Origin of the sequence: Cupriavidus sp. SZY C1 (assembly GCF_032190535.1) — a bacterium.
Taxonomy (GTDB): Bacteria; Pseudomonadota; Gammaproteobacteria; order Burkholderiales; family Burkholderiaceae; genus Cupriavidus; species Cupriavidus pauculus_C.
Window position 1 is genome coordinate 45,637 of record NZ_JAUANU010000013.1, and the last position, 23,946, is coordinate 69,582.

The window sequence follows — 23,946 nt, forward strand, 5'->3', positions numbered from 1 at the left end:
GCTTCTGGGGGCAAGTGCTACGATGCTTTCCACAACAACGACCCGGACGGAGACCCCCATGACATTCCATCGACTTGCCGCTGGCATCGCGTGTGCCGCCGCCATGAGCAGCGCGTTTGCGCAGTCCTTTCCCCAGCGCCCTGTGCGCCTCGTGGTGCCCTACGCCCCGGGCGGCAGCGCCGATATCGCCGCCCGCCTGATCTCGGATGCCTGGGCCAAGAACCTGGGCGGCACGATCGTCGTCGACAACCGCGCGGGCGCGGGCGGCAACATCGGCGTGGACGCCGTGGCCAAGTCGCCGGCCGATGGCTACACCATCGGGCTGCAAACCGTGTCGCTGGCAATCAACCCCGGCCTGTTCCCGCGCATGCCGTACGACACGCTCAAGGATCTGGCGCCCATCGGCATGGTGGCCGGGTCGCAGCACGTGCTGGTGGTCAACAACAAGATCCCGGCCAAGAACCTGCAGGAGCTGATCGCGCTGGCCAAGGCCAGGCCGGACAAGCTGACCTATGGCTCGGCCGGCAACGGCAGCACGTTCCATATGTCGGCCGAGCTGTTCAAGTCGGTGGCCAATGTGTCGATCGTCCACGTGCCGTATCGCGGCGGCGGCCCGGCCCTGGTCGACACCATCGCCGGGCAGGTCGACATGAGCTTCCCGGTCATCTCGGCCGCCCAGCAGCATGTGCAGGCCGGCAAGCTGACCGCGCTGGCGGTGACCGGGTCCCGGCGCTCGCCGCTGCTGCCCAATGTGCCGACGGCCGCCGAGGCCGGCCTGCCGGGCTACAACTTCGAGACGTGGTTCATGGTGTTCGCGCCGGCGGGCACGCCCAAGCCGGTCATCGACAAGCTGAACGCCACCCTCAACGCCGCCCTGACGGCCGACGCCACCCGCGACCGCATGACCAAGGAGGGCTTCGATCCGATGCCCACCACGCCGGAAGCGGCACGCAAGCGGCTGGAGCAGGAACTGCCGGTATGGGCCCAGCTGATCCGGCAACGCGGCATTACCGCCGAATGATTGTGAAACAGGCCAAATATGTCTCCACGTACCCTATATAACAAGCTGGTCGATTCCCACACGGTCGCCAGGATCGACGACGACAACGTGCTGTTGTTCTGCGACCTGCACCTGATGAACGAGTACACCAGCCCGCAGGCATTCGCCGGGCTGCACGAGCAGGGGCGCGGCGTGCTGATGCCGGGACAGAACGTCTCGGTGGTCAGCCACATCATCCCCACGCACCCGACGAAGATCCGCGTGATCGCCGATCCGGCATCGTCGCTGCAGGCGACAAACCTGCGCGCGAACTGCGAAAAGCACCAGATCCCGCTGTTCGATACCAATGACACGCTACAGGGTATCGAGCACGTGGTGGCGCCCGAGCACGGCATGATCCGCCCCGGCATGGTCGTCATGTGTGGCGACAGCCATACGACCACATATGGCGCGCTGGGCGCGCTGGGCTTCGGCATCGGCACGTCGGAGGTGGAGCACGTGCTGGCCACGCAGACGCTGGTCTACCGCATGGCCCGGACGATGCGCATCCGCGTGGACGGCACGCTGCCGGCCGGCACCACCGCGAAGGACCTGATCCTGATGATCATCGGCCGGATCGGCGCGCAGGGCGCGCGCGGCTACGTGGTCGAATATTGCGGCTCGGCCATCCAGGCGCTCAGCGTCGAAGCGCGCTTCACGCTGTGCAACATGACGGTGGAAGCCGCCGCGCGCGGCGCGCTGATCGCGCCGGATGCCGTGTCGATCGACTACGTGCTGCGCCGCGCCGCCGACATGGACGCGCATCAGCGCACCGCCGCGCAGGCGCACTGGGCTTCGCTCCAGACCGATGCCGGCGCGGTGTTCGACCTCGACTTCACCTTCGATGCGAGCGACGTGGAGCCCCACGTGACCTGGGGCACCAGCCCGGACCAGGTGGTGCCGGTGTCCGGCCACATTCCGTTCCCCGAGGACCAGATCGACGAGGCGGGCCAGCGCTCGGTGGAACGGGCGCTGTCGTACACGCACCTGCGGCCCGGAACGGCGCTCGAAGGCACGGCCATCCAGCACGTGTTCATCGGCTCCTGTACCAATGGCCGCATCGAGGACCTGCGCGCCGTGGCCGGCGTGGTGCGTGGCCGGCGCGTGGCCGACGGCGTGCGCGCGATGGTGGTGCCGGGGTCTGGCGCGGTCAAGGCACAGGCCGAGCGCGAAGGCATTGCCGACATCCTGACAGCCGCCGGCTTCGAATGGCGGCAGCCCGGCTGCTCGATGTGCCTGGCGATGAATGACGACGTGCTGGCCGATGGCGTGCGCTGCGCGTCGACCACCAACCGCAACTTCGAGGGCCGGCAGGGACGCGGCGCGATTACCCACCTGATGAGCCCGGCCATGGCGGCCGCGGCGGCCATCACCGGCAAGATCACCGACGTCCGCAAACTGGAGACCGCACATGTCTGAGCAGGCCCGCATCACCGGCAAGGCGGCCGCCATCCGCTTCGAGAACCTCGATACCGACCAGATCATGCCCAAGCAGTTCTTGCGCGGCATCGACAAGGCAGGGCTCGACAAGGGCGTGCTGTACGACCAGCGCTTCGACGGCCAGGGCAAGCCGCGCCCGGACTTCGTGCTGAACCGCCCCGCGTATGCCGACACGCGCATCCTCGTCGGCGGGGCCAACTTCGGCTGTGGATCCAGCCGCGAGCACGCGGTCTGGGGCTTGCAGCAATTCGGCATCCGGGCCGTCATCGCCCCGAGCTTCGGCGAGATCTTCTACTCGAACGCGATGAACAACCGGCTGCTGCTGGTCATGCTGCCGCGCGAGGTCATCGAGGCGCTGATGGACGCCGTCGATGCGTACGCGGGCAACACGGTGTCGGTCGACGTCGAGACGATGCAGGTCACCACGCCGATCGGCACGCACGGTTTCGCGCTGTCCGAGCGGCACCGTCGCATGTTCATCGAGGGGCTCGACATGATCGGCCTGTCACTGAAGTACCGCGCCGAGATCGAGCAGTTCGCCGCGCGGTACTGGGCCGCTTCGCCGTGGACCCGCGACGTTGCCCGCCGCACGCGCGAACGGCTGGGCACGACCTGAGCCAGCAATTCGTTATCCAGCGGGAGCCGGCAAGCCGGCCCCCCTTTCACCCGATCACGGCAGCACCGGGTTTGCCACGGCCCGCGCCACGATGGCGTCGGCGTCGCGTTGCAGCAGCAGCCGCTGCGCGACGAGGTCGCTGGCCGCGGCGGTCACCGCCGCCACGTAGCCGGCCTGGTTGGTGTAGAGCGATTCCAGCGAGGGGCGTCCGTCGCCGGCGGTAATGCGGGCCGCCTCGGTCTTGTGGAACGGGATGAACGCGCCGGTCAGGTTCGACAGGTCCACGATGCCCGGCGTGGCGACGTAGTTGAACTCGATGCTGGTGCCGAGCGGCGCCCGTGCCTCCACCGAGCGGATGCCGGCGCGCGGGATGCCCGTGGTGGCGTCCACCTGCGGCACCAGGATCGCGTAGTCGCGGTTCAGGTTCGCGGGCGGCAGGATGGTCGCGATGCCCGACTCGTCCTCGCGCCGGTACTGCGGCCCGAAATCGAGCAGCGCGTAGCCGTTGTAGCGCGCCAGGTACTGGAAGTCCGGGATCGGCGTCGAGACACCGCCCACGGGCCAGGACAGCCCCTTCATCGCCGGGAAGACCAGGCTGGCCGGCCGCACCAGCGTGCCGTCGGCCAGCGTCGGCACCTGGCTCGGCGGCGGCGCGGTGCCCTTGACCACCCAGTCCTCCAGGTCCAGGAACAGCGCACGGAACGTGTCGTTGAAGTGGATCACGGTGCCGGCCGGATAGACGTTGCGCGTGGGCGCGTAGTTGATGCTGGCCGTGCCGCCGGCGCCGCCGTGCTGCGTGCCGGTGTAGTAGTAGATGCGCGCGTTGTCCGGTTGCTTGAGGTCGGCGAAGCCGTTGGCGTCGGTCAGCACCGGCGAGCCCTGCAACTGCCAGAACTCGGTGCCGGACAGGCCCAGGAAGAACTTCGGGCACGTGCTGGTGGCCGCGCAGCGGGTCATCACGCCGCCGGCCTTGCCGGCCACGTCGTCCACATAGTCCTTGTCCAACCCGCGCGGCGCGGTCTGCCCGAATGCGGTGTGGTCGGTGCGCAGCCCGCCGCCGCCGCCCGGCACCGCAAAGCGCGTGTTGATGTTGGTCTGGCGCGCGGCCACGTGGGCGTACATGCCGTCGAACACCTTCGACCCGTCCAGCGCCTGGTTGAAGCCCAGGTGCAGGAACGTCTTCATCGCATTGCCCGACTGCGACGTGCCCTGGCCGATGGTGTAGCGGATGCGGCCGGCCAGCGGATTCGGCGTGCCGGCGCTGTCGGCGGCCTTGGCGCGGAAGAACGTCACCGTGTCGCGCAGCGCGGCCAGGCCCACGCCCATCACCTTCGGGTCCTTGGCCACGTAGACGAGTTCGTAGAGGTACTGCGGGTCAAAGCCGCCGCGCAGGCAGATGCTGGCCGGATCGGCCGTGCCGGGGAACGGCGCGCTGGCGTCGCACTTGGCAAACTTCCAGTCGGCGGCCGGGATGGCCACGCGCGCGTCGGTCTCGTTCTGGCGGCGCGTCAGCGAATAACCGGGCTGTGTGTTGTCCAGGCTGGCCGGCGCGTACGGGATCATCGTCCCGTTGAACACGCCGCCCGGCAGCGACATCGCGGGCGTGGCCGTGCTGGGGACCAGTTCGGTGCGATAGGTGCCCGTGATCGACGTGCCGTCGGCGTTCTTGGCCACCGGTACCGACACAGTCAGGCGGGCCGGGCTGGATTTCGGCACATCGCCCTGCCACGCCGAGTAGAGCATCACGTAGCCGCGTTCGAAGTACACGGCGTCGCTGGGCGTCGCGGCCGGGTTGGGCATCGTCAGGATGTTGCCGCGGTTCGGCGCGTCGTAGCGCAGCACGCCGCTGGCCTTGCTCATGTCCTTGGGCTTGAGCATCGTGAAGTCGGCGGTGTACTCGACCATGCCGTTGGCGTTGACCGGCGCCAGCGCCAGGTCCTGGATGATCGCGTTCTTCGGGTCCTTCGGGTCTACCTCGCCGCGCAGCGTGCCGGTCACCTGCTCGTACTGGCCCACGTCGCCGTAGGTGCCGGCAAAGTCCTGCCGGCCCGTGATCGTCAGCGTCTGCGCCGGGGTGCGCGCCTGCGGCGTGCCGCCCGTGCCCCCGCCGGTGCCACCGGTGTTGCCGCCGCCGTTGTCGTCGTCGCTGCCACCGCAGCCCGCCACCGCCAGCATTGCCGCCAGCGCGAGCGCCGCCGCGTGCCGGCCCTGTGCACGTCCATCCATCGGGTGTCTCCTCGGTCTTTTATCTGTCGAAGCCGTCCGTTCATGCGACGGAGGGCGCCTCGACTATAGGTGCTGGGCATTGTGCTGATAAATTGATTGTTTGGATCGATTTATCGGTTGCCCAGAAAAAAGGCCGGGCGGGTGCCCGGCCTGCATGCGCCAGCTTTTGCGGCGGCTATGACTTCGTGATGTCGAAGACCAGGTTCACCGGCGACGGCCCGAACGATCCGTTCGGCACCACGCCAGACTGGTTGATGCCGGGGCGCGACCAGTCGCAGACACCGTTCGGGAAGATGGCCTGCAGCCGCGTCATCTCGGCGCCTGTGAACATCACCGCGTAGTCGGTGGCGGCAATCGGCTTGAGCGCGCACTTGATGACGTCGGCCGCCACCGGGCCACCCGCCACGATGCGCGGCGCCGTCCACGACGGGAACAGGCCGTTGCACGTGGTGTTGGCGATCTGGCTCAGCGTCTGCACCTCCTGCGTGAACGTCGTCGCGTTGCTCCAGCAGCCGTCCACCGCGTTGGCCGGCTTGTACGTCACCACCTTATCCTTCTGCGCCGTGGTCGTGACGTCGGCCTTGTACGCGGCCACCCAGGTGATGAACGTGTTCCAGGCCGTGTCGGCGGGCACCGGGTTGCCGCGCCACATGACGTGGTTGTTGCTGTCGCCGTTGGCTCGCACCATCCGCTCGCGCAGCGCGAAGTGGAACCACTGGTAGTGGTAGGCGGTGTCCTCGTTGTAGATGCCGGTGACGTCGAACACGGGGATGCTGGCCAGCCCGCCGTTGGTGCCGAGCTGCAGGCCGCTCTGGTACGCGCGCAGGATGGCGCCGGGGTCGCCGGCCACGCGGTTCGGCACGTAGTTGGCATCCTGGTCGTAGCCGCCCACCTTCTCGTTGAGGTCCAGGAACTGCGTGGTCGTGATCGCGCCGCTGTTCAGCGCGGCCAGGCCGTACTGCACGCCGACGTTGTCGAACGGCCGCAGTGCGAAGCCGGTGGCCTTGTCCACGCCGTAGATGTTCCGCGCGGCGTCATAGACCGTCGGCCGGACCCCGGTGGGGTTGTTCACCGGGTGATACCGCAGCGATGCCGGCACCGCCGCGTTGAACACGCCCGAGTTGTAGCCCGCGTAGTCCACGCGTCCCGGCACGGGGTCGGTCCGCTGGGCCTGGTTGGCGGCATCCTCGAACGCCTTGCGGCTCTTGTACCCGGTCACGGCCGCGATTTGCGTGTCAGTCAGCGCCGATGGATTGAGCGTGATGTAGTGCGTGATCAGGTGGCCGTCGGACCCCGAGAACGCAATCGACAGTGGGTCGGGGAACGTGCACGAGATCAGCACGCCATCGAACAGGCCGGGAATGCGGTCGGCCGGCTGGGCGCTGCCGTACGAGCCGCCCGAGCAGCCCGCGCTCACGGTAAAGAGCGGTACGCCAAAGCGTTCGATGGTGGCCTCCTTCGACATCATCGCGGCCTCGCTGGCCAGCACCGCATTGCAGTTGTTCGACGCATGCTGCAGCGTGTTGGCGAACATCGCATAGCCTTCGGCCAGCCGCTGCGTGTTGAGCAGGCTGAAGTCGAAGCCGGCCGACTGGATGTTGCCCTGCGCGCTGCCCTGGATGTACCAGCCGCCGGGGCAGCCAAAGCCCTCGATGGCGATCATCCGCCGGTTCCATGCCTTGGGCGGCGACGTGGGCGTGGGGGCCGGTTCGCTGGTCGGGTCGTGGATCACGGCGTTCTGGTAGATGCCGCGGTCGACGGTGCCTGTTTCCACGCGCACGATGAACGGCACCTGCGCGCCGCCGAGCGTGGTGACGGTGGCCACGTCCGCCGGGCGTGCCGACGTATCGCTCATCACCTTCAGCGCGCCGCCCTGCGTGGGCATGTACAGGTAGTTCACGCGCGTGGCGACGCTGCAGTTCTCGTCCAGCGGGGCGCCGAGCGTGCTGCCGTCGGGCAGCTGGAACGAACTGGTCTGGCATACGAACGGCGTCTGCCACGGGCCGGAGATCACCGGGCCGGTGATCGGATAGTTGGTCATCGTCAGCGTGTTCGATGCCTTGCCGACGCTGGCCACCACGGCATTGGCACCGTTGGCCAGCCCGCTCAGCACGGCCTCGCGGTGCGACGGGTCGGTGGGGCTGGGCCGGAACTGCGCGGTGACGTCGTTGCCGTTCAGCAGCACCCTGAGCGGACGGTCGTTGTTGACCGACGTGGGCACGCCGATGTCGATCAGCGCGGTGCCGCCGGTGACGTATTCGGGTTGCGACGAAAGCAACTGGACCGTTGGCGCGATGCCGGGGTCGTCGTCACCGCCTCCGCCGCATGCGGCAAGGCCAAGGGCCATCAGCCCGGCGAGCGTGACGCCGAGCCATCTCTTCAGCGATTTCATGGGGAGTCTCCAATCGTTGTCTTGAGGCTCCCGTCAACATGGGCGCCTGAGGCGAGCTTAGGCCGCCGTTCTGCATTGTCCAAGGCTCCCGGACCCTGAACGAAAACGGTTGCAACGGCGTAACGGTAGAAATTGCCCGCGCTGAACAGCGCGCCATATCGCGATTACAAAATGGCTGGCGATGGATGACGGGTGGATGCCTGACGCCGCTTCGGGCCGTACAGCGCTGCGGGTGCGAGGCCAAAAATAAAAAAGGGAAGCAAGGCGCGCGCCCTGCTTCCCTCAGTCCATCTGGCGGCCGCGTGGCCGCTCACTGCTTCACGGCTGGAAGAACGAAACCGGCGTCATCAGCCGGTTCTCCTGGCGGATCAGGTAGCCCGCGTCGGCGCTGCGCTTGAGGTAGTCGGCCCAGGCCGGGTCCTTCTGCAGCGCCTGACGGCGGGCCTCGCGGTCGGCCGCGTTCTCGTAGACCCAGATGTGCATGTAGCTGTTCACGTCGCCGGTCTCCGTCTGCATGTAGGCCAGCGGCTTGCCCAGGTGGCGGCTCTGCGTGTCGAAGCCGTGCTCGGCGTAGAGCGCCAGATGCTTCTTGATGGTGCCCGGGCGGCAGGTGTAGGTGCGGACGTCGTACAGCATGAGGTTTCCTTTCGGTCTCGAATGGCGGAGGGTTGGGTCAGTCGACGCTGGCGCCGGACTGCTTGACTAGGACGGCCCAGCGCGCCACTTCCTGGTTCACGTATTTCTGGAACGCGGGCTGCTCGTCGCCCACGGGATCGGCGCCCAGGCCCTTCAGGCGTTCCTTGACGGCCGCATCGGCCACGCTCTGGACGATGGCGTGCGAGAGCTTTTCCACGACGGCGGGCGGTGTGCCGGCCGGCACGAACAGGCCGAACCACGACCGCATGGTCATCGACGGGTAGGCCGTCTCGCCAAACGCGGGCACGTCGGGCAGCGCGGCGTGGCGCCGGGTGCCGGTCACGGCCAGCGCGCGCAGCTTGCCGCTCTGCACCTGCGCCAGCACTTCGGGCAGGTTGGCGAACATGGCCTGCACCTGGCCGCCCATCAGGTCGTTCAGCGCCTGCGAGCCGCCCTTGTAGGCCACGTGCTGCATCTTTGCGCCGGTCAGCGTGCTGAACTGCTCGCCGGCCAGGTGCGATGCGGTGCCCGTGCCGCCCGAGCCGTAGTTGACCTTGCCCGGATTGGTCTTGGCATAGGTCGCCAGCTCGCTGGCCGACTTGGCCGGCACCGATGGATTGACCACCAGCAGCAGCGGCACCGACGCCAGGTTCGACAGCGCGACGAAATCGCGCGTCAGGCTGTAGTTGAGCTTCTGGTACAGCGACGCGTTGATGGCGTGGCTCGACGTGGCCATCAGCAGCGTGTAGCCGTCGGGGTCCGAGCGTGCGGCGGTGACGGCGCCGATATTGCCGTTGGCGCCGGCCTTGTTCTCGACCACGACCGACTGGCCGAGCCGGGCCGACATGGCCTGGGCCACCGTGCGGGCAATCACGTCCGTGGCGCCGCCAGGGGCGAACGGCACGATCACGCGCAGCGGACGGTCGGGATACTCGGCCATGGCATGGAAGGTGGTGAAGGCAAGTGCGGCGGCCACGACAAGGCGCCGCAGCCGGGCGGCTGCGCTGAACATCGTTGTCTCCTCTGGTTTTCTTGTCGGGACACTTTAGGCAGGCCCGCGCCAGCGGCGTTAGGACAGTTCAGACGTTGTATTGCACTTTTTCGCGCCGCTCAGGTGAGCGGGCGGCAGTGCTTGCGCCGGAAGTCGCCCGGCGTCAGGCCGGTCTGCTTCTTGAAAAAGCGCGCGAAGTAGGCCGGATCCTCGATATTGAGCCGGAAAGCGATCTCGGCGATGCCGGTCTCGGTGTTCGACAGCCACCGCTTGGCCTCCAGCACCACCCGCTCCTGAATCACCTGGTTGGCGGTGCGGCCGATGGTCTGCTTGACCGCGTCGTTGAGCTGCCGCTCGCTCACGCAGAGCGCCTCGGCGTACTGGCCCACCGCGCCAAAGCGCAGGTAGTGGGTTTCCACCAGCATCGTGAAGCGCCGCGCCAGCGCCTGGCGCGGGCCCGCCTCGCCGGCCTGCTCGCCCTCGGGGCACAGCCGGCGCAGCCGCGTCAGCAGCACCAGCAGGCACGCCTGCACCACGTCGGCAAAGCCGGCTTGCCGGTCGCGTGCCTCGCGCTCCATCTCGGCCAGCAGCGGCAGCATGGCGTCGTGCTGGCCGGATGTCAGGTAGAGCGCGCTGTGGCCGCGCGTGGGCTGGTAGAACGGAAACCTGGCCGCGTCGTCGGCGCGCGGGAACATCCGGGCAAAGAAGTCGGTGCTGAAGTTCAGCACGTAGCCGTAGGGCTTGACCGTCGACGTCCACGCATGCACCTGCCCCGGCGAGAGGAAGAACACCGAATGGTCGCGCACGTCGAAATGCGCGAAGTCGAGCATGTGGGTGCCGCTGGCGCGGGTCATCCACAGCAGGTGGTAGTAGTTGTGCCGATGCAGGAAGCCGCGCGGAATGTCGTCGCGGTCTTCGAGCCGGACGATATCGAAGTAGAACGTCCCTTCCACCGCGAAATCGGACGTCTCGAACGTGGGAAATGCGTCGGCGGGAGCGGGGCGGAGGACTTCTGACAAGCGGCGGTTCCTTGCGAGGGCGGCTGCGGGATCGGTCGACATCGTATCCCAGCCGGCGTGAAAGCGCAGCCTGCGCTTGCGCGGCGCCGCCATGCGGCGCCACCCATCGCGACAGCTACGGCGGCATCGTCATGGTCGGCATCGTCGGCCCGCTGCTGGCGCTGGTGGCCGTCATCGTGCTGGGCACGCTGGTCGGGTCGTTCTGATCCCGGCCGCGCCGCTCAGCCCGCCTCGCCGCGCATGCCGATCTCGGCAATCAGCTTGCCGTACCGCGCGTTCTCGGCCGCCACCATCTGCGCGAACTGGGCCGGCGACGCGCTCTTGCGCAGCTCGCCCGAGTTGGCCTTGGTCGATGCGTCGAGCTTGCCGCTGGCCTGCAGCGTGGCGATGGCGTCGAACAGCCGCTTGGTGAGCGCCGGCGGCAGGCCGGCCGGCGCAAAGACGCCGCTCCAGTTGTCGAGCACGAAGCCGGGTGGCAGCGCCTCGGCCAGCGTCGGCACGTCCGGGAAGTAGACCGAGCGCGCCGCCGACGACACGGCCAGCGGCCGGATCTGCCCGTTGCGCAGGAACGGCGCGGCCGTCGACAGCACGGGCATGCCGAACTGGGTCTGGCCGCTGACCATCGCCGTGACGATCTCGCTGGCCCCCTTGTACGGGATGTGCACGGCCTCGGTGCGCGTCTGGTGCAGCAGGCTTTCCACGGCCAGGTGCGCCACCGAACCCTTGCCGCCCGAACCGTAGTTCAGCGCGCCGGGCTGGCGCTTCATCGCGTCCACCAGCTCGCGCGCGGTCCGGTACGGCGACGCGGCCGGCACGGCCAGTACCACCGGGCCGCCGGATACCGTGGTGATGGGCGTGAAGTCCCGCGTCGCGTCGTAGGGCGGATCGCGGTACAGGTGCACGTTGATGACGTGCTGGTTGGCCAGCACGCCCAGCGTGTAGCCGTCTGGCTCGGCGCGCTTGAGCGCCCGGGCGCCGATGATGCCGCCGGCGCCGCCGATGTTCTCGACGACCACCGACTGGCCCAGCAGCGGCCCGAGCTCGGCCGCCAGGCTGCGCGCGGACGCATCGGGCGCGGTGCCGGCAATGAACGGCACGATCAGGCGGATCGGCCGCGAGGGATAGGCGGGGGCGGCAGCCAGGCCGGTGCGGCAGGCCATGCCGCCCAGTGCGGCGGCGCCCGCCGTGGCAAGCCACTGACGACGGTTCATGCTTGTCTCCTGTTCTGGCCGGCGCGCGGTCTGCAGCCGCGTCGCCGTGGGTCGGCATTCAGGCTGCCGGGTCGAGGATGGCCTTGGCGATGGTATTGCGCTGGATCTCGCTGGTGCCCGTGAAAATGCGGAACATGCGCAGCTTGCGCCAGATCTGCTCCACCGGGTGCCCGCGCGTCACGCCAAGGTTGCCGTGGATCTGCACGGCCTTGTCCGCCACTTCGAAGCAGCGCTCTGACACGAACAGCTTGCACGCGGCCGCCTTCATGCGCAGGTCCGCGCCGGCATCGGCCAGCAGCGCGGTCTGCGCGATCATGCTCTCGCAGGCCCACAGCGCGGCGGCCATGTCGGCCAGCATATGCTGGATGGCCTGAAAGCGCGCGATCGGCCCGCCGAACTGGCGGCGCTGCCCGGCATACGCCACCGACGCCGCGTAGGCGTGCGTGGCCAGCCCCAGCATCGACGGGCAGTGCAGCAGCCGGTTCACGTTGATGCGCGACATGCCCAGCCGGAAGCCCTGGCCCTCGCCGCCGAAGATGTTGGCGCGCGGCACGCGCACGTTGTCGAAGTGGATGTCGGCGTCGATGTGCTGGCCCGACATCGGCACGTACTCGGTGCTGACCGTCACGCCCGGCAGGTCCAGGTCCACCAGCACGGCGGTGATGGCCGGCGGCGTGGTGGCGGGGTCCGTCACGCACATCACGATGGCAAAGTCCGCGAACGGGGCGCCGCTGATGTAGTGCTTGGTGCCGTTGATGAGCAGGTCGTCGCCATCGGCCACGGCGCTGGTGCGGATGCTCTGCGCGTCGGAGCCCGAATGGGGCTCGGTCAGCGCGAAGCAGGTGGACTTGTGGCCCCGGATCACCGGCTCGAAGTAGCGCGCAAGCTGGTCCGGCGTGGCGTACTTGAGCATGTTGCCCACGCGCGGCGGGCCGCCCAGGTCGCCCAGCACATGCGATGCCAGCGCCGCGCCGCTGGCGGCCAGGTCGGCCTTCAGCGCGCATTGCTCGGCGATATTGAGCCCGCGGCCGCCCAGTTCCACGGGCAGGCAGGCCGCGTACAGGCCCAGTTCGCTGGAACGGCGCCAGACGCCGCGCAGCACGTCGCGCGGCCAGGGGTCCTCGGTGCCCAGGCCCAGCTCGCGTTCGAGCGGGCGCAGTTCCTCGTCGATGTAGCGGCGCACGGCGGCGCGCGTCTCGATCAGCACCGGGTTGGTCAGATGGTCGAACATGGCGGCCCCTCAGTTGACGCGGCGGGCGGCGCCCACCCAGTATTGCTCGCGCACGAGCTTGCGGGCCAGCTTGCCGCTGGCGTTCTTGGGCAGCTCGGCCACGAAGTCGACCGAGCGCGGCGACTTGTAGTCGGCAATGCGCGCGCGGCAATGGCCGATCAACTCGGCCGCGCTGGCCTGCCGGCCCGGCCACAGCGCCACCACGGCCTTCACGGATTCGCCCCAGGTGTCGTCCGGCACGCTGATCACGCACGCTTCCATCACATCCGGGTGCTGGTACAGCGTGGCCTCCACCTCGGTCGGGTACACGTTGAAGCCGCCCGAGATGATCATGTCCTTCTTGCGGTCCACCAGGTAGATGTAGCCCTCGGCGTCCACGCGCGCCAGGTCGCCGGTGTGCAGCCAGCCGTCGACCAGCACCTCGCGCGTCAGATCGGGCTCGCCCCAGTAGCCCTGGAACACGTCGGCGCCACGGATCACCAGCTCGCCGATCGCGTCGCCGCTGACCTCCTGGCCGCATTCGTCCACCACACGTACCTCGGTCTCGCTCATCGCGCGCCCGCACGACGCCAGCCGCTCGGGGTGGTCGGCCAGTGCCTTGGCGTGGTCGGCGGTGGACAGCCGCGTGACGCCCGACGTCGATTCGCTGGCCCCGTACCCCTGCGACAGGATCGGGCCGATGCGCTCCCATGCCTCGCGGATGCGGGCCGGTGCCATCGGCGCGGCGCCGTAGGCCAGCGTCTTGAGGCTGCGCAGGTCCGCCGTGGCCAGCGCGGGCTCGGCCAGCAGCATGTTGATCATCGCCGGCACCATGAACACGTGCGTGAGCTGCAGGCGCGGCACGTCGGCCAGGAACTGCGCGGTGTCGAATTTCTCGAACAGCACCAGCGTGGCGCCCAGGAACAGGTAGGGCTGCATCAGCATGCCGGACGCATGCGTGATCGGGCCGATCAGCGCCAGGCGGTCGCCGGGGCGGGCCGGGCGGTCCATCGTCAGGATCAGCTTGCGCATCGACGCCAGCCGGTTGCCGTAGCTCTGCATCGCGGCCTTGATCTTGCCCGTGGAGCCGGACGAGAAGTGCAGCACGGCGAGGTCGTCGGGCTGCGGCACGTAGTCGATGGCGGTGGGGGCGCCGTGGGCGATCAGGTCCTCGTAGGCGCCGTAGCCGTCGGTGGCGCCCGCGATGGCAAAGAAATGCTCGACGCTGCCAAAGCCGGGCGTGGCGCGGGAATAGCCCGTGTAGCCGGGGCCGGCGATCAGCACGCGCGGGGTGCAGTTCTCGGCCACGTCGGACGCCTCGGCGGCCGTGAAGCGCGGGTTCAGCGCCGCCTTGACCAGCCCGGCCTTGTACAGCGCACATTCGATCTCGACCACTTCCGGGCAGTTGCGTGACTGGATCGCCACGCGGTCGCCCTTGCGCAGGCCCAGCGCCAGCAGCGCGTTGGCCAGCCGCGTCGAGCCTTCGTCGAGTTGGCGGAAGGTCAGCACCCGGTCGCGGTACAGCACGGCCGGGTTGTCGCCCCAGTAGCGCGCCGCGCGCCGCAGGAAATAGGCGAACGTCATGGTGTCTCCTTGCATTTCTGATCTTGTGTGCCAGCAGTCTCGGTCATGCCGGGCATGACTACAATGCTGCGTCGGTAATCAAGTCATAACCAACGGGAATGGACGATGGAGACGCGGGATCTAGAGTACGTGCTGGCGGTGGGCACCCATGGCGGCATCGGGCGCGCGGCGGAGGCGCTGGGCATGACGCAGCCGGCCGTCACCAAGGCCATCCAGCGCGTGGAGGCACAACTGGGCGTGCCGCTGTTCGAGCGGACCACGCTGGGCATGCGCGTCACGCAGGCCGGCGCCGTGTTCCTGGAGCGCGCGCGGCGGATCCGGCTGGAATACGAAGACGCGATCAAGGAGATGCGCGGCATCCAGACCGGCGAGCAGGGGCTGCTGCGGCTGGGCTATTCGCCCTCGATGCCGGCCGGGCTGGTGCTGGGCGCCTGTCGGCAGCTGATCCGCGAGCGGCCCGTGGCGCGGCTGCGGCTGACGATGCGCGTGGCGCGCGAGCTGATGGATCTGGTGCAAGCCGGCGACCTGGACCTGGCCGTGGCGCCGCTGCCGCGCCAGCCCAATCCTGGCCTGGCGTCGCGGGAGCTGTTCACCGACCGGCTGGCCGTGGTGGCCGACGAGGACCATCCGCTGCACCGGCGGCGCAACCTCAGGCTGGCCGATCTGGTCGACCAGCACTGGCTGCTGCCCAGCGCCCACGTGCTGGTGCGCCAGCAGCTCGAAGTGGCATTCGCCGACCTGGGGCTGCCCGCGCCGATCCTGCGCGTGGAAACGGATTTCGGCAGCGCCACGCTGTTCGATCTGGTGCGCGGCACCGAACTGCTGTGCATCGCCGGCGCTACCGGCAACAGCGAGCGCGCCAGCCTGCGGCCCATCGCGCTGCGCGCCGACGCGCTGGACCTGGGCCGGCGCGTCGGCGTGATGTCGCGCGCGGGCGCCTACCTGTCGCCGCTGGCGCAGCGGATGATCGACCTGCTTGCCGCGCGCGTGGCCTGAGCGATGGCGCGCATGGCGGCGCTCACGGCGCGCGTTGCAGGCGCAGCACCTGGCCGCCCGCGCTGGTCTCGGCCAGCACGTACAGCTCGCCGGCGGCGTCCTTGCCAAACGAGTACACGGTGCCCGGCAGCGGCAGCGACCAGTCGATCGACTCGCTGACCGTGCCGCCGCGGTAGGCAAAGCTCTTCAGCGCGCCCTTGCAGAGATCGGTGTAGAAGTAGCGGCCCTTGAGCTCCGGCACGGCGCTGCCGGCGTAGACAAAGCCGCCCAGGATCGCGCAGCTGCCGTCGTCGTGGCTGTACTCGAATGCGGGCGGCGTGAGCCCGGTGGTGTCGCAGTTGGTGCCGTTGACGCAGACGGTGCCTTCCAGCCGCACCCAGCCGTAGTTCAGGCCCGGGGCCGAGGCGGGGACGATGTTGACCTCCTCGCGCGCGTCCTGGCCCACGTCGGCAATGTAGACAAGCCCGGCGCTGTCGAACGAGAAGCGCCACGGGTTGCGCAGGCCGCGCGCCCAGACTTCGCCCCGGCCGCCGCCGCCGCTGGCGAACGGGTTGTCCGGCGGCACCGCGTAGCCGTTGCCGCGCACGTCGATGCGCAGCATCTTGCCCAGCAGCGAGCCGTTGTTCTGCGCGTTGCCGGGCGGATCGTTGGCGCCCCCGCCGTCGCCGGTGCCCAGGTAGAGCATGCCGTCCGGCCCGAACGCAAGCTGGCCGCCGTTGTGGTTCGACTGCCCTGGGTGGGGGATCGACAGCAGCACCGTGCCGCTGGCGTCGGCCACGTCGGCGCCCGGCGTGGTCACCCGGTAGCGGGCCACGGTGATGGCGCCGCCGGTATCGGTGTAGTAGACGAAGAAGCGCCCGTTGGTGGCGAAGTCCGGGTCGAACGCCATCGACAGCAGGCCGCGCTCGCCGTCGGTGGTGGTCAGCGACGAGATGTCCAGGAACGGCGTGCCAAGCAGCGCCCCATTGCGGATCACGCGGATGCGGCCGGGCCGCTCGACCACGAACAGCCGCGGGTCGTTGGCCGGCGCGGTCAGGTAGATCGGCGCGTCCAGCCCGCCCGCCACCGCGGCCAGGCTCAGCCGCATCGTCTCGGGCGCGTTGTAGGCCACGGTGACGGTCGGCGAGAGGTTGCCGGCATCGACCGTGACCGACTGCGTGGCCTGCGCGGCGTTGTAGAGCGAGGTGCCGTTGAGGACGTTGCCGGCCGTGATGGTGTAGGTGCCGGCCGCCAGGTTCGGCAGCGTGGCCGAGCGCGTCACGGTCTGCTGGAAGTTGCCCGGACCGGCCACCGACACGTTGGCGTCGGTGCCGGCAGGCAGGCCAGCGACAGCCAGCGACAGCGTGGCCGGGCCGGCGGCCGTGCCCGAGCCGGGCGCCGATCCCGAGCCCGCCCCGGCGTCGGCCGTGGTGCCGCTGCCCGACCCGTCGCCGCCGCAGGCGGCCAGTACGCATATGCATCCGCCGAGCAGAACGCTGGCGACCCACCGAAAGCTGCTGGTCATGGCTGGCTCCTGGAACCTGCTGTCCGCACGCTTGTAATGCCGGGTAGCAGTGCCTACACGTTCCTGCTGAAACCGCATCGGGAACGTGGGAGCCGGGCCGCTGCACGATGGCGATGCGCGCGTTGCCGCCGTCGTGCTGACGCGACACAGCAAGGAACCTGCCAGCGCGGCTAGCGCTTGGCGCGCCGCGACGCCTTGCGCTTCTTGCGTGGCTTTGGCGGCGTCAGGGCGGCCGTCCAGGCGTCGATGGCGGCGTTGGTGAACGCCGTGCTGGCCAGCGCCGTCTGCCGCCGGGCCTCGCTGGTTGCCCGGCCACGTGCCGCGCCCGCCACGGCGTTGGCGCCGCTGAGCCACAGGCTCAGCATCGGGTTCTTCTTCAGCCACGGGTTCTTCATGGGGGACCTCCGTCTGGTGCGTGCGGCGCCGCGATGGTGCGCCACGGGAAAGAAGACCACCGGGCAAGCAAGGATCGTACGTGGCGCGCGGGCGGCGCGTGACGTCTTTGGCAATGCTGTCAATGCGGGTGTTATGTGCGTTGGCGCATATTGCGGCCGATTTCGAGCAGGGACCATGGCGATGGCCCTGAGCCGACAGAATCCGACACGAGGAACCTCAATGCTCGATACCCCCGCAGCCCCGCCCCGGCAGCATCCCCAGGCAGGCGTCTTCGGCAACATCGGCAACCTGCCGGACCAGCCCTGTCCGATCGAACCGGACTGGATCCGCACCGGTGCGCCGGTCACCCGCTGCCGCGACCATTCGTCCACGCAGGACGGCTCGGCTTGGACGACGATGTGGGATTGCACGCGCAGCACGTTCGAATGGCATTACCAGTTCGACGAAGTCGTGGTGATCCTGGAAGGCAGCGTGCGCGTCACGGACAGCCAGGGCCAGTCCCGCGTGCTGGCCGAAGGCGACGTGGCGTTTTTTCCCTATGGGTCGTCGTGGCTCTGGGAAGTGGACCGCTATGTGCGCAAGGTGGCGTTCTGCCATAGCCCGGTGCCGCGCGGCCTGCGGCTGCCGGTGCGCATTGCCCGCCGGCTGGCACGCAAGCCCGGCACGCGGCACGGGCTGTTGGCCCGCATCGGCCAGCGGCTGTCGATGACGCTGCGGCGCCTGGGCGCGCTTGGCCGTACCACGGCCACCGTGCTGCTCTGCTGCCTGCCGCTGTAGCCGCGCCCGTCAGGGCTTGGGCATCTGGTTGGGCTCGCCGGGCGGCTGCACCGCCTGGAACGGCTGGCCGGGAATCTGCTGGTTGGGATCGGGCGTCGGCTGCGGCATCTGCGCCGGCTGGGCCTGCTGCGCCTGCTGTGCGGGCTGGTACTGCGGCGCGGGCCGTACCGGTGCGCTGGACACGGCTGGCGCGGTGGACTGCACCGGCGCCGGCATCGGCGTGGACAGCGGCGCGGCGGCCCCGGCAGGCGGCGCGGCGGGCACGTTGGCCCGGCCGCCGGCCGCCACGGTGTTCTGCAGCGGCAGCGCAATCTCCTGGCGCACGCCGTTGCGCTCGATCACCACGTTGCGGCCGTGAATCTCCACGAGCCGGATCTGCGACGACAGCGTCGCCCCCGCGCGCACCGCCTTGGGCGGACCGCCGTCGAGCGACACGATGGCCGCCGCCGGCCCCACGCCGTCGAGGTCCGCCACCACGCCGATCAACTGCACGTCACGCACGCCCGACTGCGCGCTGCCGCCGAACAGCGTGGCCACGGCGCCGGTTTCCACGGCCTCGGTCTGGGCGATCCGGGCCGACTTGGGCACCGGGATGGTCCGCATCGCGCTGAACGCCAGCACCCAGTGCGTGACCAGCGCGCACAGGGCGACGAACAGCAGCAGCGCCACGGCCCGGGGCAGCCAAGCGGCGGTGGGATCGAAGCGGAGCGGAAGCCGGGATGACAGGGGCACGGGGCATGCGCCTTGGGGGCGGGTTCTTTGAGGTGCGGCTAGCGTAGCAGATCGCCGCGGCGTTTTGGTGTGGCGCAGGCAGGACATGGCGGCGCTTGTCAGCGTGACTCCGATGCCGATGTCGGCGCTTTACTGACGGCAGGCGCGCGCGCCCGACACTAGTATCCAGATGCGACCTGCCGGCGAGACAGCCCGATGCTTTCCCGGCATCCCGTCTCCGGCTGTTTGTTTCCCCACATCAAGGAAGAACAGCCATGGACCGTCGTCACTTTCTCAGGCTCGGAGGATTTCTCACTGTCACCGTTGCCGCAGGCGGCCTTGCCGCGTGCGGCGGAGGGGGCGGCGACGATCCACCCCCCGACACCGGCAATCCCGAAAACTTCAACTTCGTCCATGGCGTGGCCTCCGGCGACCCGCGCGCCGACAGCGTGGTGGTCTGGACGCGCGTCGAGGGCAGCAACGGCAAGCGGCCCGTGGTGGTGCGGCTGCAGGTCTCCACGCAGGCAGACTTCCCGCCGCAGGGGCTGATCGTCAACGAACCGCTGATGGCGCGGCCCGAATGGGACTACACGCTGCGCAACAAGGTCACCGGGCTCACGGCCGGCACGCGCTACTACTACCGCTTCCTGCTGGGCAACCGGGCCAGCACGGTCGGCCGCACCCGCACCGCGGCGGCGGCCGGCACCGCGCTGTCGCAGCTTCGCTTCGCGTTCGTGAGCTGCCAGGACTGGAACGCCAACCACTGGGGCGGCATGGAGGAACTGGCGCAGCAGGACCTGGACTTCATCGTCCACGTGGGCGACTACATCTACGAGGCCGTGCCGGGCGGCTCGCGCGCGGGCAATGTGGAAGACCGCCACGGCGCGCTGACGCTGCCCAACGGCACCGCGCTGCCCGACGGCAGCGTCTATGCGACCACGATCGACGACTACCGCTACCTGTACCGCAGCTATCGCGCCGACGCGGGGCTGCAGGCGCTGCACGCGTCCGCGCCGATGATCGCGATCTGGGACGACCACGAGTTCTCCGACAACTGCTGGCAGGACCGCCAGACCTACGACGCCGACGACGACCTGACGCCTCGCACGGCCCGCCGGCGCGCGGCCAGCCAGGCGTGGTTCGAATACATGCCGGCCGATGTCAGCTTCGACGCCGCCAATCCGTCGTTCCAGAACATCCAGATCTATCGCGCGTTCACGTTCGGCAACCTGGCCACGCTGCTGATGACCGACGAGCGGCTGTACCGGGCCGACCACGTGATTCCGGAACAGACGGCAGGCGGCTCGGTGGGCAGCCTGTACCTGGTGCCGTTCGACACGCTGGCGACGGCCGAGGCGGCCAAGATCGCCACGGCGGGCGGCGCGCTGACGCCGGTGTCGATGCTGGGCGATGCGCAGCGCACGTGGTGGCAGGACCGCGTGGGCGGGGCGGGCACGACGTGGAAGCTCTGGGGCAACCAGCTTGCCGCGCTGCGCATGCAGGTGGACATCACGCAGGCCGTCTCGCGGCTGGTGGCGCGGGCGCTGGTGCTGGCGAACAGCGCGCTGGCGGCCGTGGAGGACGCGATCGCCACGGCGCTGGCCAGCGACCTTGCCGCGGCGCGGGCGGCTGGCAGCTACGCCAACCTGGCCTATGCGGCGCTGCGCAACGTGCTGTCGCAGGCCGGCATCGACGCGGCCAGCTTCGACGCCAATGTCCGCCCGTTCGTCGAGGCACGGCTGCCGCCGGCGTCGCTGCTGGGCAAGTTCATCCTCAATGCGGACCAGTGGGACGGCTTCAACGCCGAGCGCAAGAACCTGATGGCCTTCCTGAAGGCCAACGGCGTCAAGAACGTGGTGGCGCTGAGCGGGGACATCCACGCGTTCTTCGGCGGGCAGGTCATGGACGACTACGATGCCGCCAGCCCGGTCCCGGTGATGGTGGACCTGGTCACGGCGGGGCTATCGAGCAACACGCTGCTCAGTTCGTTCCGTACCGTGGTGGACAGCGACGCGGCGTTTGCCGCACTGCGGGACCTGATCTACAGCGACGTGGGCGGCACGCTGGTCAACACGTTCGACACCACGCTGCGCACGTTCAACCCGTGGCTGCGCCATGTCGACACCAACGCCGAGGGCTACGCGCTGGTCACGCTGACGCCGGGCAAGCTCAGCTGCACATTCCACACGATGCAGCGGCTCAACGGCGGTACGGCGCCATCTCCGGCCACGGCCAGCACGCGGCTGCTGGAGGTGGCAGCCAACACGGCCGACGTCAGCGTGTCGTAGCGGCCCAGGGCGCGCGGCAGGCGGGGGGAGGACGCCTGCCGCGCCGGGGTGGCCCGCTTACGGCTTGCGGCGCCGGCCCGGTGGCGGGTCCACGCGGTACTGGCCCGGCGTGCCCTTCCACGCGCAGCGGTCGGCGCCGCCGCCTATCTCGCAGGCCAGCGCGGACAGCGCCATCGTCGCCAGGATCAGCAGCCGGTGCAGCATGGCGGCGCCTTACTTGCGGTCGATGTCGAGCACGGCCTGCGCGAAGGCGGTGGGCGCCTCCTGCGGCAGGTTGTGGCCGATGCCGCCCGTGATGTCGCGGTGCTCGTAGCGGCCCGTGAACTTGCTCTTGTAGGCGCTGGGCGACGGGTGCGGCGCGCCGTTGGCGTCGCCTTCCATCGTGATGGTCGGCACGCTGATCGTCGGCGCCGTGGCCAGCTTCTTCTCGATGTCGTCGAACTTCGCCTCGCCCTCGACCAGGCCCAGGCGCCAGCGGTAGTTGTGGATCGTGATGGCCACGTGGTCGGGGTTGTCCAGCGACGCGGCGCTGCGCGCGAACGTGGCGTCGTCGAACTTCCACTGCGGCGACGCCAGCTTCCAGATCAGCTTCGAGAACTCGTGCGTGTACTTCTGGTAGCCCGCCACGCCACGGTCGGTGGCGAAGTAGAACTGGTACCACCACTGCAGCTCGGCCTCGGGCGGCAGCGGCTGCTTGCCCGCGGCCTGGCTGCCGATCAGATAGCCGCTGACCGACACCAGCCCGCGGAAGCGGTCCGGCCACAGCGCGGCCATGATGTCGGCGGTGCGCGCGCCCCAGTCGAAGCCGGCCACCACGGCGCTGCGGATCTTCAGCGCGTCCAGCAGCGCCATCATGTCCACGGCCATGGCCGACGGCTGGCCGTTGCGCATCGTGTCGGCCGACAGGAACCGCGTGGTGCCGTAGCCGCGCAGGTGCGGAATGATCACGCGGTAGCCGCGCTGGGCCAGCAGCGGCGCCACGTCGACGAACGCGTGGATGTCGTACGGCCAGCCGTGCAGCAGCAGCGCCACCGGGCCATCGGCCGGGCCCACTTCGGCGTAGCCGATGTTGAGCACGCCGGCGTTGATCTGCTTGATCGTGCCGAACGAGGTGTGCGTGCCGGGCGTGACCGGCGTCAGCGGCGCGGCCTTGGACACGGCCGACTGGGCGTTGGCCGAGCCGATCATGCCAAGCTGGGCGGCGGCCAGGGCCAGGCCGGCGGTGCCCAGGAAGTTACGGCGGGGCAGGTCGATGTTCTTCTTCATGATTTCTCCTTTTTGCGTCCAGACGCAGGCGTTGTACTGCGATGCGGCGCCACGGCGCCGGGTACGTGAAACATTCGGGTCACGGCCGATGCAAGACCGACCTATGCTGTGTAGCGCCCCGGCGGCCACGGCGATATAGACCCGGGACCACTGCTTTCCGAATGGCACGCCAGGGCGCCGATCCGGCCGGCGCGCCCGGCAGCGGGCGGCTTGTTGGCAGTGAGTCTAGGGGCCCCCCGCAGGCGGCATGTGTCGGACTGGCCCGGTTTTGTATCGCAATGTATTTGGCCGCCCCGCTGGGGCACGCCGATACAAAAAGGGCGGCCCGGGCGGGGTGGCGGGCGGGCCCCGGCGCCGCCGCCGCGATACGACTTTGGTATGACACTGCCACGCCGACGCGCTACGGCGGTCGAACCAACGGGCGATGCACACATTCGCCCCGCCTGCCTACCATGTGCTCACGGGGCACGCGGGCGTTGGCTCCGGGGAGAAAGCACATGAACCAATCGAATGGCCTCGAAATGGTCCGGCTGCGCGCGGCGGCGTCCGCGTCGAGCCAGGACGCGCGGTTGTGGCGCTGGTTTTCGGACCAGATGGAGGAGCACCGCCTGAGCTGCGAGCGCACCCGAGACTGGTGGCACATCACCGTGGCCGGGCGCGAGCTGGCCTGCGACCGGTCGTTCGACGTGGCGGTGCGCACCGCCTACACGCTGAGCCGGGCGCTGGAGGCCGTCTAGGGCGGCCTGACCGGCCCGCCGTCGTTGGCAATCTCGCGGAAAGCGCCGATAATCCCGCTTCGCATCGGGCGGAACGATGCCGGTTTGCGGCCGTTGCCGGCAAATCCAGCGCATCCTCGTGCAATGTCGGCCATCGGGTCGTGCATGGTCCGTCCCGACCGCGCCCCGGCGCGGTGCCCCTGAATGCAGAGTGAGAGCCAGATGACCAGCAGTGCCGCCATGTTGCGCGAACCGGCCGAAGACGCCGCCGACGGGCTCGTGCTCGTCGTGGACGATGACGACGACGTGCGGCGTGCGCTGTCGGGCCTGTTCCGCTCGGTGGGGCTGGCCAGCCTGGCGTTCGCCTCGGGCGAGGAACTGCTGGCCCACGGCTTTCCGGACCAGCCCACCTGCATCGTGCTGGATGTGCGGCTGCGTGGCGCCAGCGGGCTGGACCTGCAGAGCCACCTGAACCTGGCCGGCCGCACCGCCTCCATCGTGTTCATCACCGGCTACGGCGACGTGGCGATGACCGTGGCGGCCATGAAGGCCGGCGCCGTCAACTTCATCGCCAAGCCCTTCCGCGAGCAGGACCTGCTGGACGCCGTGAACGAGGCGCTGCAGCGCGACCGCCTGCGCCGCCAGGCGCGTTCCCAGACCCAGCAGCTCCGCGAGCGCTTTGGCGCGCTGACCGGCCGCGAGCAGGAGGTCATGAAGCTGCTGGTGCACGGCCTGATGAACAAGGAAGTGGCCGATGAACTCGGCATCAGCCAGGCCACGGTCAAGATCTACCGGGGGCAGGCCATGCGCAAGATGGCCGCGCGCACGTTTGCCGACCTGATCCTGATGGCCCAGGCGCTGGGGCTGGTGACGCCCCGCGCCCGGCGCGCCGGCGCGACCGCCGCCGGCGACTGACCCGGCGGCTCCC

23 protein-coding genes are annotated in these 23,946 nt (G+C 69.5%); 9 read left to right on the plus strand and 14 right to left on the minus strand.

Translation table 11 applies throughout. The features are described from left to right. The first annotated feature begins 58 nt into the window (after window positions 1-58). From QTN24_RS19215 to leuD, 3 genes are read left to right on the plus strand one after another with little or no spacing between them, the layout of a single operon-like run. Window positions 59-1,021 (plus strand): tripartite tricarboxylate transporter substrate binding protein, encoded by a 963-nt coding sequence (locus QTN24_RS19215; RefSeq protein WP_253700297.1) that lies wholly within the window; start codon window positions 59-61, stop codon window positions 1,019-1,021. A gap of 18 nt (window positions 1,022-1,039) precedes the next feature. Further along, window positions 1,040-2,458: a 3-isopropylmalate dehydratase large subunit gene (gene leuC, locus QTN24_RS19220; RefSeq protein ID WP_313839049.1), complete on the plus strand. Its 1,419-nt coding sequence runs from the start codon at window positions 1,040-1,042 to the stop codon at window positions 2,456-2,458. Next, the gene (gene leuD, locus QTN24_RS19225; RefSeq protein ID WP_313839051.1) at window positions 2,451-3,095 is read left to right on the plus strand and encodes a 3-isopropylmalate dehydratase small subunit; all 645 of its coding nucleotides are present in this window, start codon (window positions 2,451-2,453) and stop codon (window positions 3,093-3,095) included. The genes leuC and leuD overlap by 8 nt, the downstream gene beginning before the upstream one ends. 54 nt (window positions 3,096-3,149) lie before the next feature. Here leuD and QTN24_RS19230 read toward each other — a convergent pair whose 3' ends face one another. The 5 genes from QTN24_RS19230 to QTN24_RS19250 form a co-directional block, all read right to left on the minus strand. Beyond that, window positions 3,150-5,321 carry an alpha/beta hydrolase domain-containing protein gene (locus QTN24_RS19230; protein ID WP_313839052.1) on the minus strand — a complete coding sequence of 724 codons (2,172 nt, stop codon included), beginning with the start codon at window positions 5,319-5,321 and terminating at the stop codon, window positions 3,150-3,152. A gap of 175 nt (window positions 5,322-5,496) precedes the next feature. After that, window positions 5,497-7,713: a DUF6351 family protein gene (locus tag QTN24_RS19235; protein WP_313839053.1), complete on the minus strand. Its 2,217-nt coding sequence runs from the start codon at window positions 7,711-7,713 to the stop codon at window positions 5,497-5,499. Between the two features lie 318 nt (window positions 7,714-8,031). After that, window positions 8,032-8,349, minus strand: a complete 318-nt coding sequence (locus tag QTN24_RS19240) for an NIPSNAP family protein (RefSeq protein ID WP_313839055.1) — start codon at window positions 8,347-8,349, stop codon at window positions 8,032-8,034. Window positions 8,350-8,386: 37 nt separating this feature from the next. Beyond that, a complete protein-coding gene (locus QTN24_RS19245; RefSeq protein ID WP_313839057.1) occupies window positions 8,387-9,361 on the minus strand; it encodes a tripartite tricarboxylate transporter substrate binding protein in 975 nt (324 codons plus the stop codon). 98 nt (window positions 9,362-9,459) lie between these two features. Continuing rightward, complete coding sequence (locus QTN24_RS19250; RefSeq protein WP_253700296.1) at window positions 9,460-10,359, minus strand: helix-turn-helix domain-containing protein; 900 nt, start codon at window positions 10,357-10,359, stop codon at window positions 9,460-9,462. An 11-nt stretch (window positions 10,360-10,370) separates the two neighbouring features. On the opposite strand from QTN24_RS19250, the gene QTN24_RS19255 reads away from it, so the two are divergent. After that, window positions 10,371-10,565, plus strand: a complete 195-nt coding sequence (locus tag QTN24_RS19255) for a hypothetical protein (protein ID WP_313839059.1) — start codon at window positions 10,371-10,373, stop codon at window positions 10,563-10,565. A 15-nt stretch (window positions 10,566-10,580) separates the two neighbouring features. Here the strand turns inward: QTN24_RS19255 and QTN24_RS19260 are convergent, their stop codons facing one another. Genes QTN24_RS19260 through QTN24_RS19270 form a run of 3 tightly spaced genes read right to left on the minus strand, consistent with a single transcriptional unit; the run spans window position 10,581 to window position 14,364 of the window. After that, window positions 10,581-11,570 (minus strand): tripartite tricarboxylate transporter substrate-binding protein, encoded by a 990-nt coding sequence (locus tag QTN24_RS19260; protein ID WP_313839061.1) that lies wholly within the window; start codon window positions 11,568-11,570, stop codon window positions 10,581-10,583. Window positions 11,571-11,628: 58 nt separating this feature from the next. After that, complete coding sequence (locus QTN24_RS19265; protein WP_313839062.1) at window positions 11,629-12,801, minus strand: acyl-CoA dehydrogenase family protein; 1,173 nt, start codon at window positions 12,799-12,801, stop codon at window positions 11,629-11,631. A gap of 9 nt (window positions 12,802-12,810) precedes the next feature. Beyond that, window positions 12,811-14,364 (minus strand): AMP-binding protein, encoded by a 1,554-nt coding sequence (locus tag QTN24_RS19270; protein ID WP_313839063.1) that lies wholly within the window; start codon window positions 14,362-14,364, stop codon window positions 12,811-12,813. A gap of 105 nt (window positions 14,365-14,469) precedes the next feature. Here QTN24_RS19270 and QTN24_RS19275 point away from each other — a divergent pair, with 105 nt between their 5' ends. Continuing rightward, on the plus strand, window positions 14,470-15,360 hold the full coding sequence (locus QTN24_RS19275; RefSeq protein ID WP_313839064.1) for a LysR family transcriptional regulator: 891 nt from the start codon (window positions 14,470-14,472) through the stop codon (window positions 15,358-15,360). Between the two features lie 22 nt (window positions 15,361-15,382). Here the strand turns inward: QTN24_RS19275 and QTN24_RS19280 are convergent, their stop codons facing one another. Together QTN24_RS19280 and QTN24_RS19285 are read right to left on the minus strand one after the other, a co-directional pair. Further along, window positions 15,383-16,864 (minus strand): PQQ-dependent sugar dehydrogenase, encoded by a 1,482-nt coding sequence (locus QTN24_RS19280; protein WP_313839065.1) that lies wholly within the window; start codon window positions 16,862-16,864, stop codon window positions 15,383-15,385. 170 nt (window positions 16,865-17,034) lie between these two features. Then, on the minus strand, window positions 17,035-17,259 hold the full coding sequence (locus QTN24_RS19285; RefSeq protein WP_124685606.1) for a hypothetical protein: 225 nt from the start codon (window positions 17,257-17,259) through the stop codon (window positions 17,035-17,037). Between the two features lie 220 nt (window positions 17,260-17,479). Between QTN24_RS19285 and QTN24_RS19290 the strand changes: the two genes are divergently transcribed. Further along, window positions 17,480-18,037, plus strand: a complete 558-nt coding sequence (locus QTN24_RS19290; RefSeq protein WP_172966147.1) for a cupin domain-containing protein — start codon at window positions 17,480-17,482, stop codon at window positions 18,035-18,037. Between the two features lie 9 nt (window positions 18,038-18,046). On the opposite strand, the gene QTN24_RS19295 is transcribed toward QTN24_RS19290, so the two are convergent. Further along, complete coding sequence (locus QTN24_RS19295) at window positions 18,047-18,769, minus strand: type II secretion system protein N (RefSeq protein ID WP_253700295.1); 723 nt, start codon at window positions 18,767-18,769, stop codon at window positions 18,047-18,049. Window positions 18,770-18,927: 158 nt separating this feature from the next. Beyond that, window positions 18,928-19,164 (minus strand): hypothetical protein, encoded by a 237-nt coding sequence (locus QTN24_RS19300; RefSeq protein WP_313839068.1) that lies wholly within the window; start codon window positions 19,162-19,164, stop codon window positions 18,928-18,930. A gap of 3 nt (window positions 19,165-19,167) precedes the next feature. Between QTN24_RS19300 and QTN24_RS19305 the strand changes: the two genes are divergently transcribed. Next, window positions 19,168-21,036: an alkaline phosphatase D family protein gene (locus QTN24_RS19305; protein ID WP_313839070.1), complete on the plus strand. Its 1,869-nt coding sequence runs from the start codon at window positions 19,168-19,170 to the stop codon at window positions 21,034-21,036. A 57-nt stretch (window positions 21,037-21,093) separates the two neighbouring features. On the opposite strand, the gene QTN24_RS19310 is transcribed toward QTN24_RS19305, so the two are convergent. Beyond that, window positions 21,094-21,240, minus strand: a complete 147-nt coding sequence (locus QTN24_RS19310) for a MarR family transcriptional regulator (protein ID WP_253700294.1) — start codon at window positions 21,238-21,240, stop codon at window positions 21,094-21,096. A gap of 9 nt (window positions 21,241-21,249) precedes the next feature. Then, window positions 21,250-22,302 (minus strand): alpha/beta fold hydrolase, encoded by a 1,053-nt coding sequence (locus QTN24_RS19315; RefSeq protein WP_124685603.1) that lies wholly within the window; start codon window positions 22,300-22,302, stop codon window positions 21,250-21,252. Window positions 22,303-22,799: 497 nt separating this feature from the next. Between QTN24_RS19315 and QTN24_RS19320 the strand changes: the two genes are divergently transcribed. Both QTN24_RS19320 and QTN24_RS19325 read left to right on the plus strand, forming a co-directional pair. After that, entirely contained in the window at window positions 22,800-23,039 is a 240-nt protein-coding gene (locus tag QTN24_RS19320; RefSeq protein ID WP_124685602.1) for a hypothetical protein, read from the plus strand. Between the two features lie 201 nt (window positions 23,040-23,240). Continuing rightward, window positions 23,241-23,933, plus strand: a complete 693-nt coding sequence (locus QTN24_RS19325; protein WP_124685601.1) for a response regulator transcription factor — start codon at window positions 23,241-23,243, stop codon at window positions 23,931-23,933. Window positions 23,934-23,946 lie beyond the last annotated feature (13 nt).

Bases quoted from the DNA above. Each gene is read 5' to 3' on its own strand.
- QTN24_RS19235 (WP_313839053.1), bottom strand. From the start codon at position 7,713: ATGAAATCGCTGAAGAGATGGCTCGGCGTCACGCTCGCCGGGCTGATG.
- QTN24_RS19260 (WP_313839061.1), bottom strand. From the start codon at position 11,570: ATGAACCGTCGTCAGTGGCTTGCCACGGCGGGCGCCGCCGCACTGGGC.
- QTN24_RS19265 (WP_313839062.1), bottom strand. From the start codon at position 12,801: ATGTTCGACCATCTGACCAACCCGGTGCTGATCGAGACGCGCGCCGCC.
- QTN24_RS19215 (WP_253700297.1), top strand. From the start codon at position 59: ATGACATTCCATCGACTTGCCGCTGGCATCGCGTGTGCCGCCGCCATG.
- QTN24_RS19230 (WP_313839052.1), bottom strand. From the start codon at position 5,321: ATGGATGGACGTGCACAGGGCCGGCACGCGGCGGCGCTCGCGCTGGCG.
- QTN24_RS19325 (WP_124685601.1), top strand. From the start codon at position 23,241: ATGACCAGCAGTGCCGCCATGTTGCGCGAACCGGCCGAAGACGCCGCC.
- leuC (WP_313839049.1), top strand. From the start codon at position 1,040: ATGTCTCCACGTACCCTATATAACAAGCTGGTCGATTCCCACACGGTC.
- QTN24_RS19280 (WP_313839065.1), bottom strand. From the start codon at position 16,864: ATGACCAGCAGCTTTCGGTGGGTCGCCAGCGTTCTGCTCGGCGGATGC.
- QTN24_RS19310 (WP_253700294.1), bottom strand. From the start codon at position 21,240: ATGCTGCACCGGCTGCTGATCCTGGCGACGATGGCGCTGTCCGCGCTG.
- QTN24_RS19290 (WP_172966147.1), top strand. From the start codon at position 17,480: ATGCTCGATACCCCCGCAGCCCCGCCCCGGCAGCATCCCCAGGCAGGC.
- QTN24_RS19245 (WP_313839057.1), bottom strand. From the start codon at position 9,361: ATGTTCAGCGCAGCCGCCCGGCTGCGGCGCCTTGTCGTGGCCGCCGCA.
- QTN24_RS19275 (WP_313839064.1), top strand. From the start codon at position 14,470: ATGGAGACGCGGGATCTAGAGTACGTGCTGGCGGTGGGCACCCATGGC.
- QTN24_RS19315 (WP_124685603.1), bottom strand. From the start codon at position 22,302: ATGAAGAAGAACATCGACCTGCCCCGCCGTAACTTCCTGGGCACCGCC.
- QTN24_RS19240 (WP_313839055.1), bottom strand. From the start codon at position 8,349: ATGCTGTACGACGTCCGCACCTACACCTGCCGCCCGGGCACCATCAAG.
- QTN24_RS19300 (WP_313839068.1), bottom strand. From the start codon at position 19,164: ATGGACGAAGTTGAAGTTTTCGGGATTGCCGGTGTCGGGGGGTGGATC.
- QTN24_RS19285 (WP_124685606.1), bottom strand. From the start codon at position 17,259: ATGAAGAACCCGTGGCTGAAGAAGAACCCGATGCTGAGCCTGTGGCTC.
- QTN24_RS19270 (WP_313839063.1), bottom strand. From the start codon at position 14,364: ATGACGTTCGCCTATTTCCTGCGGCGCGCGGCGCGCTACTGGGGCGAC.
- leuD (WP_313839051.1), top strand. From the start codon at position 2,451: ATGTCTGAGCAGGCCCGCATCACCGGCAAGGCGGCCGCCATCCGCTTC.
- QTN24_RS19320 (WP_124685602.1), top strand. From the start codon at position 22,800: ATGAACCAATCGAATGGCCTCGAAATGGTCCGGCTGCGCGCGGCGGCG.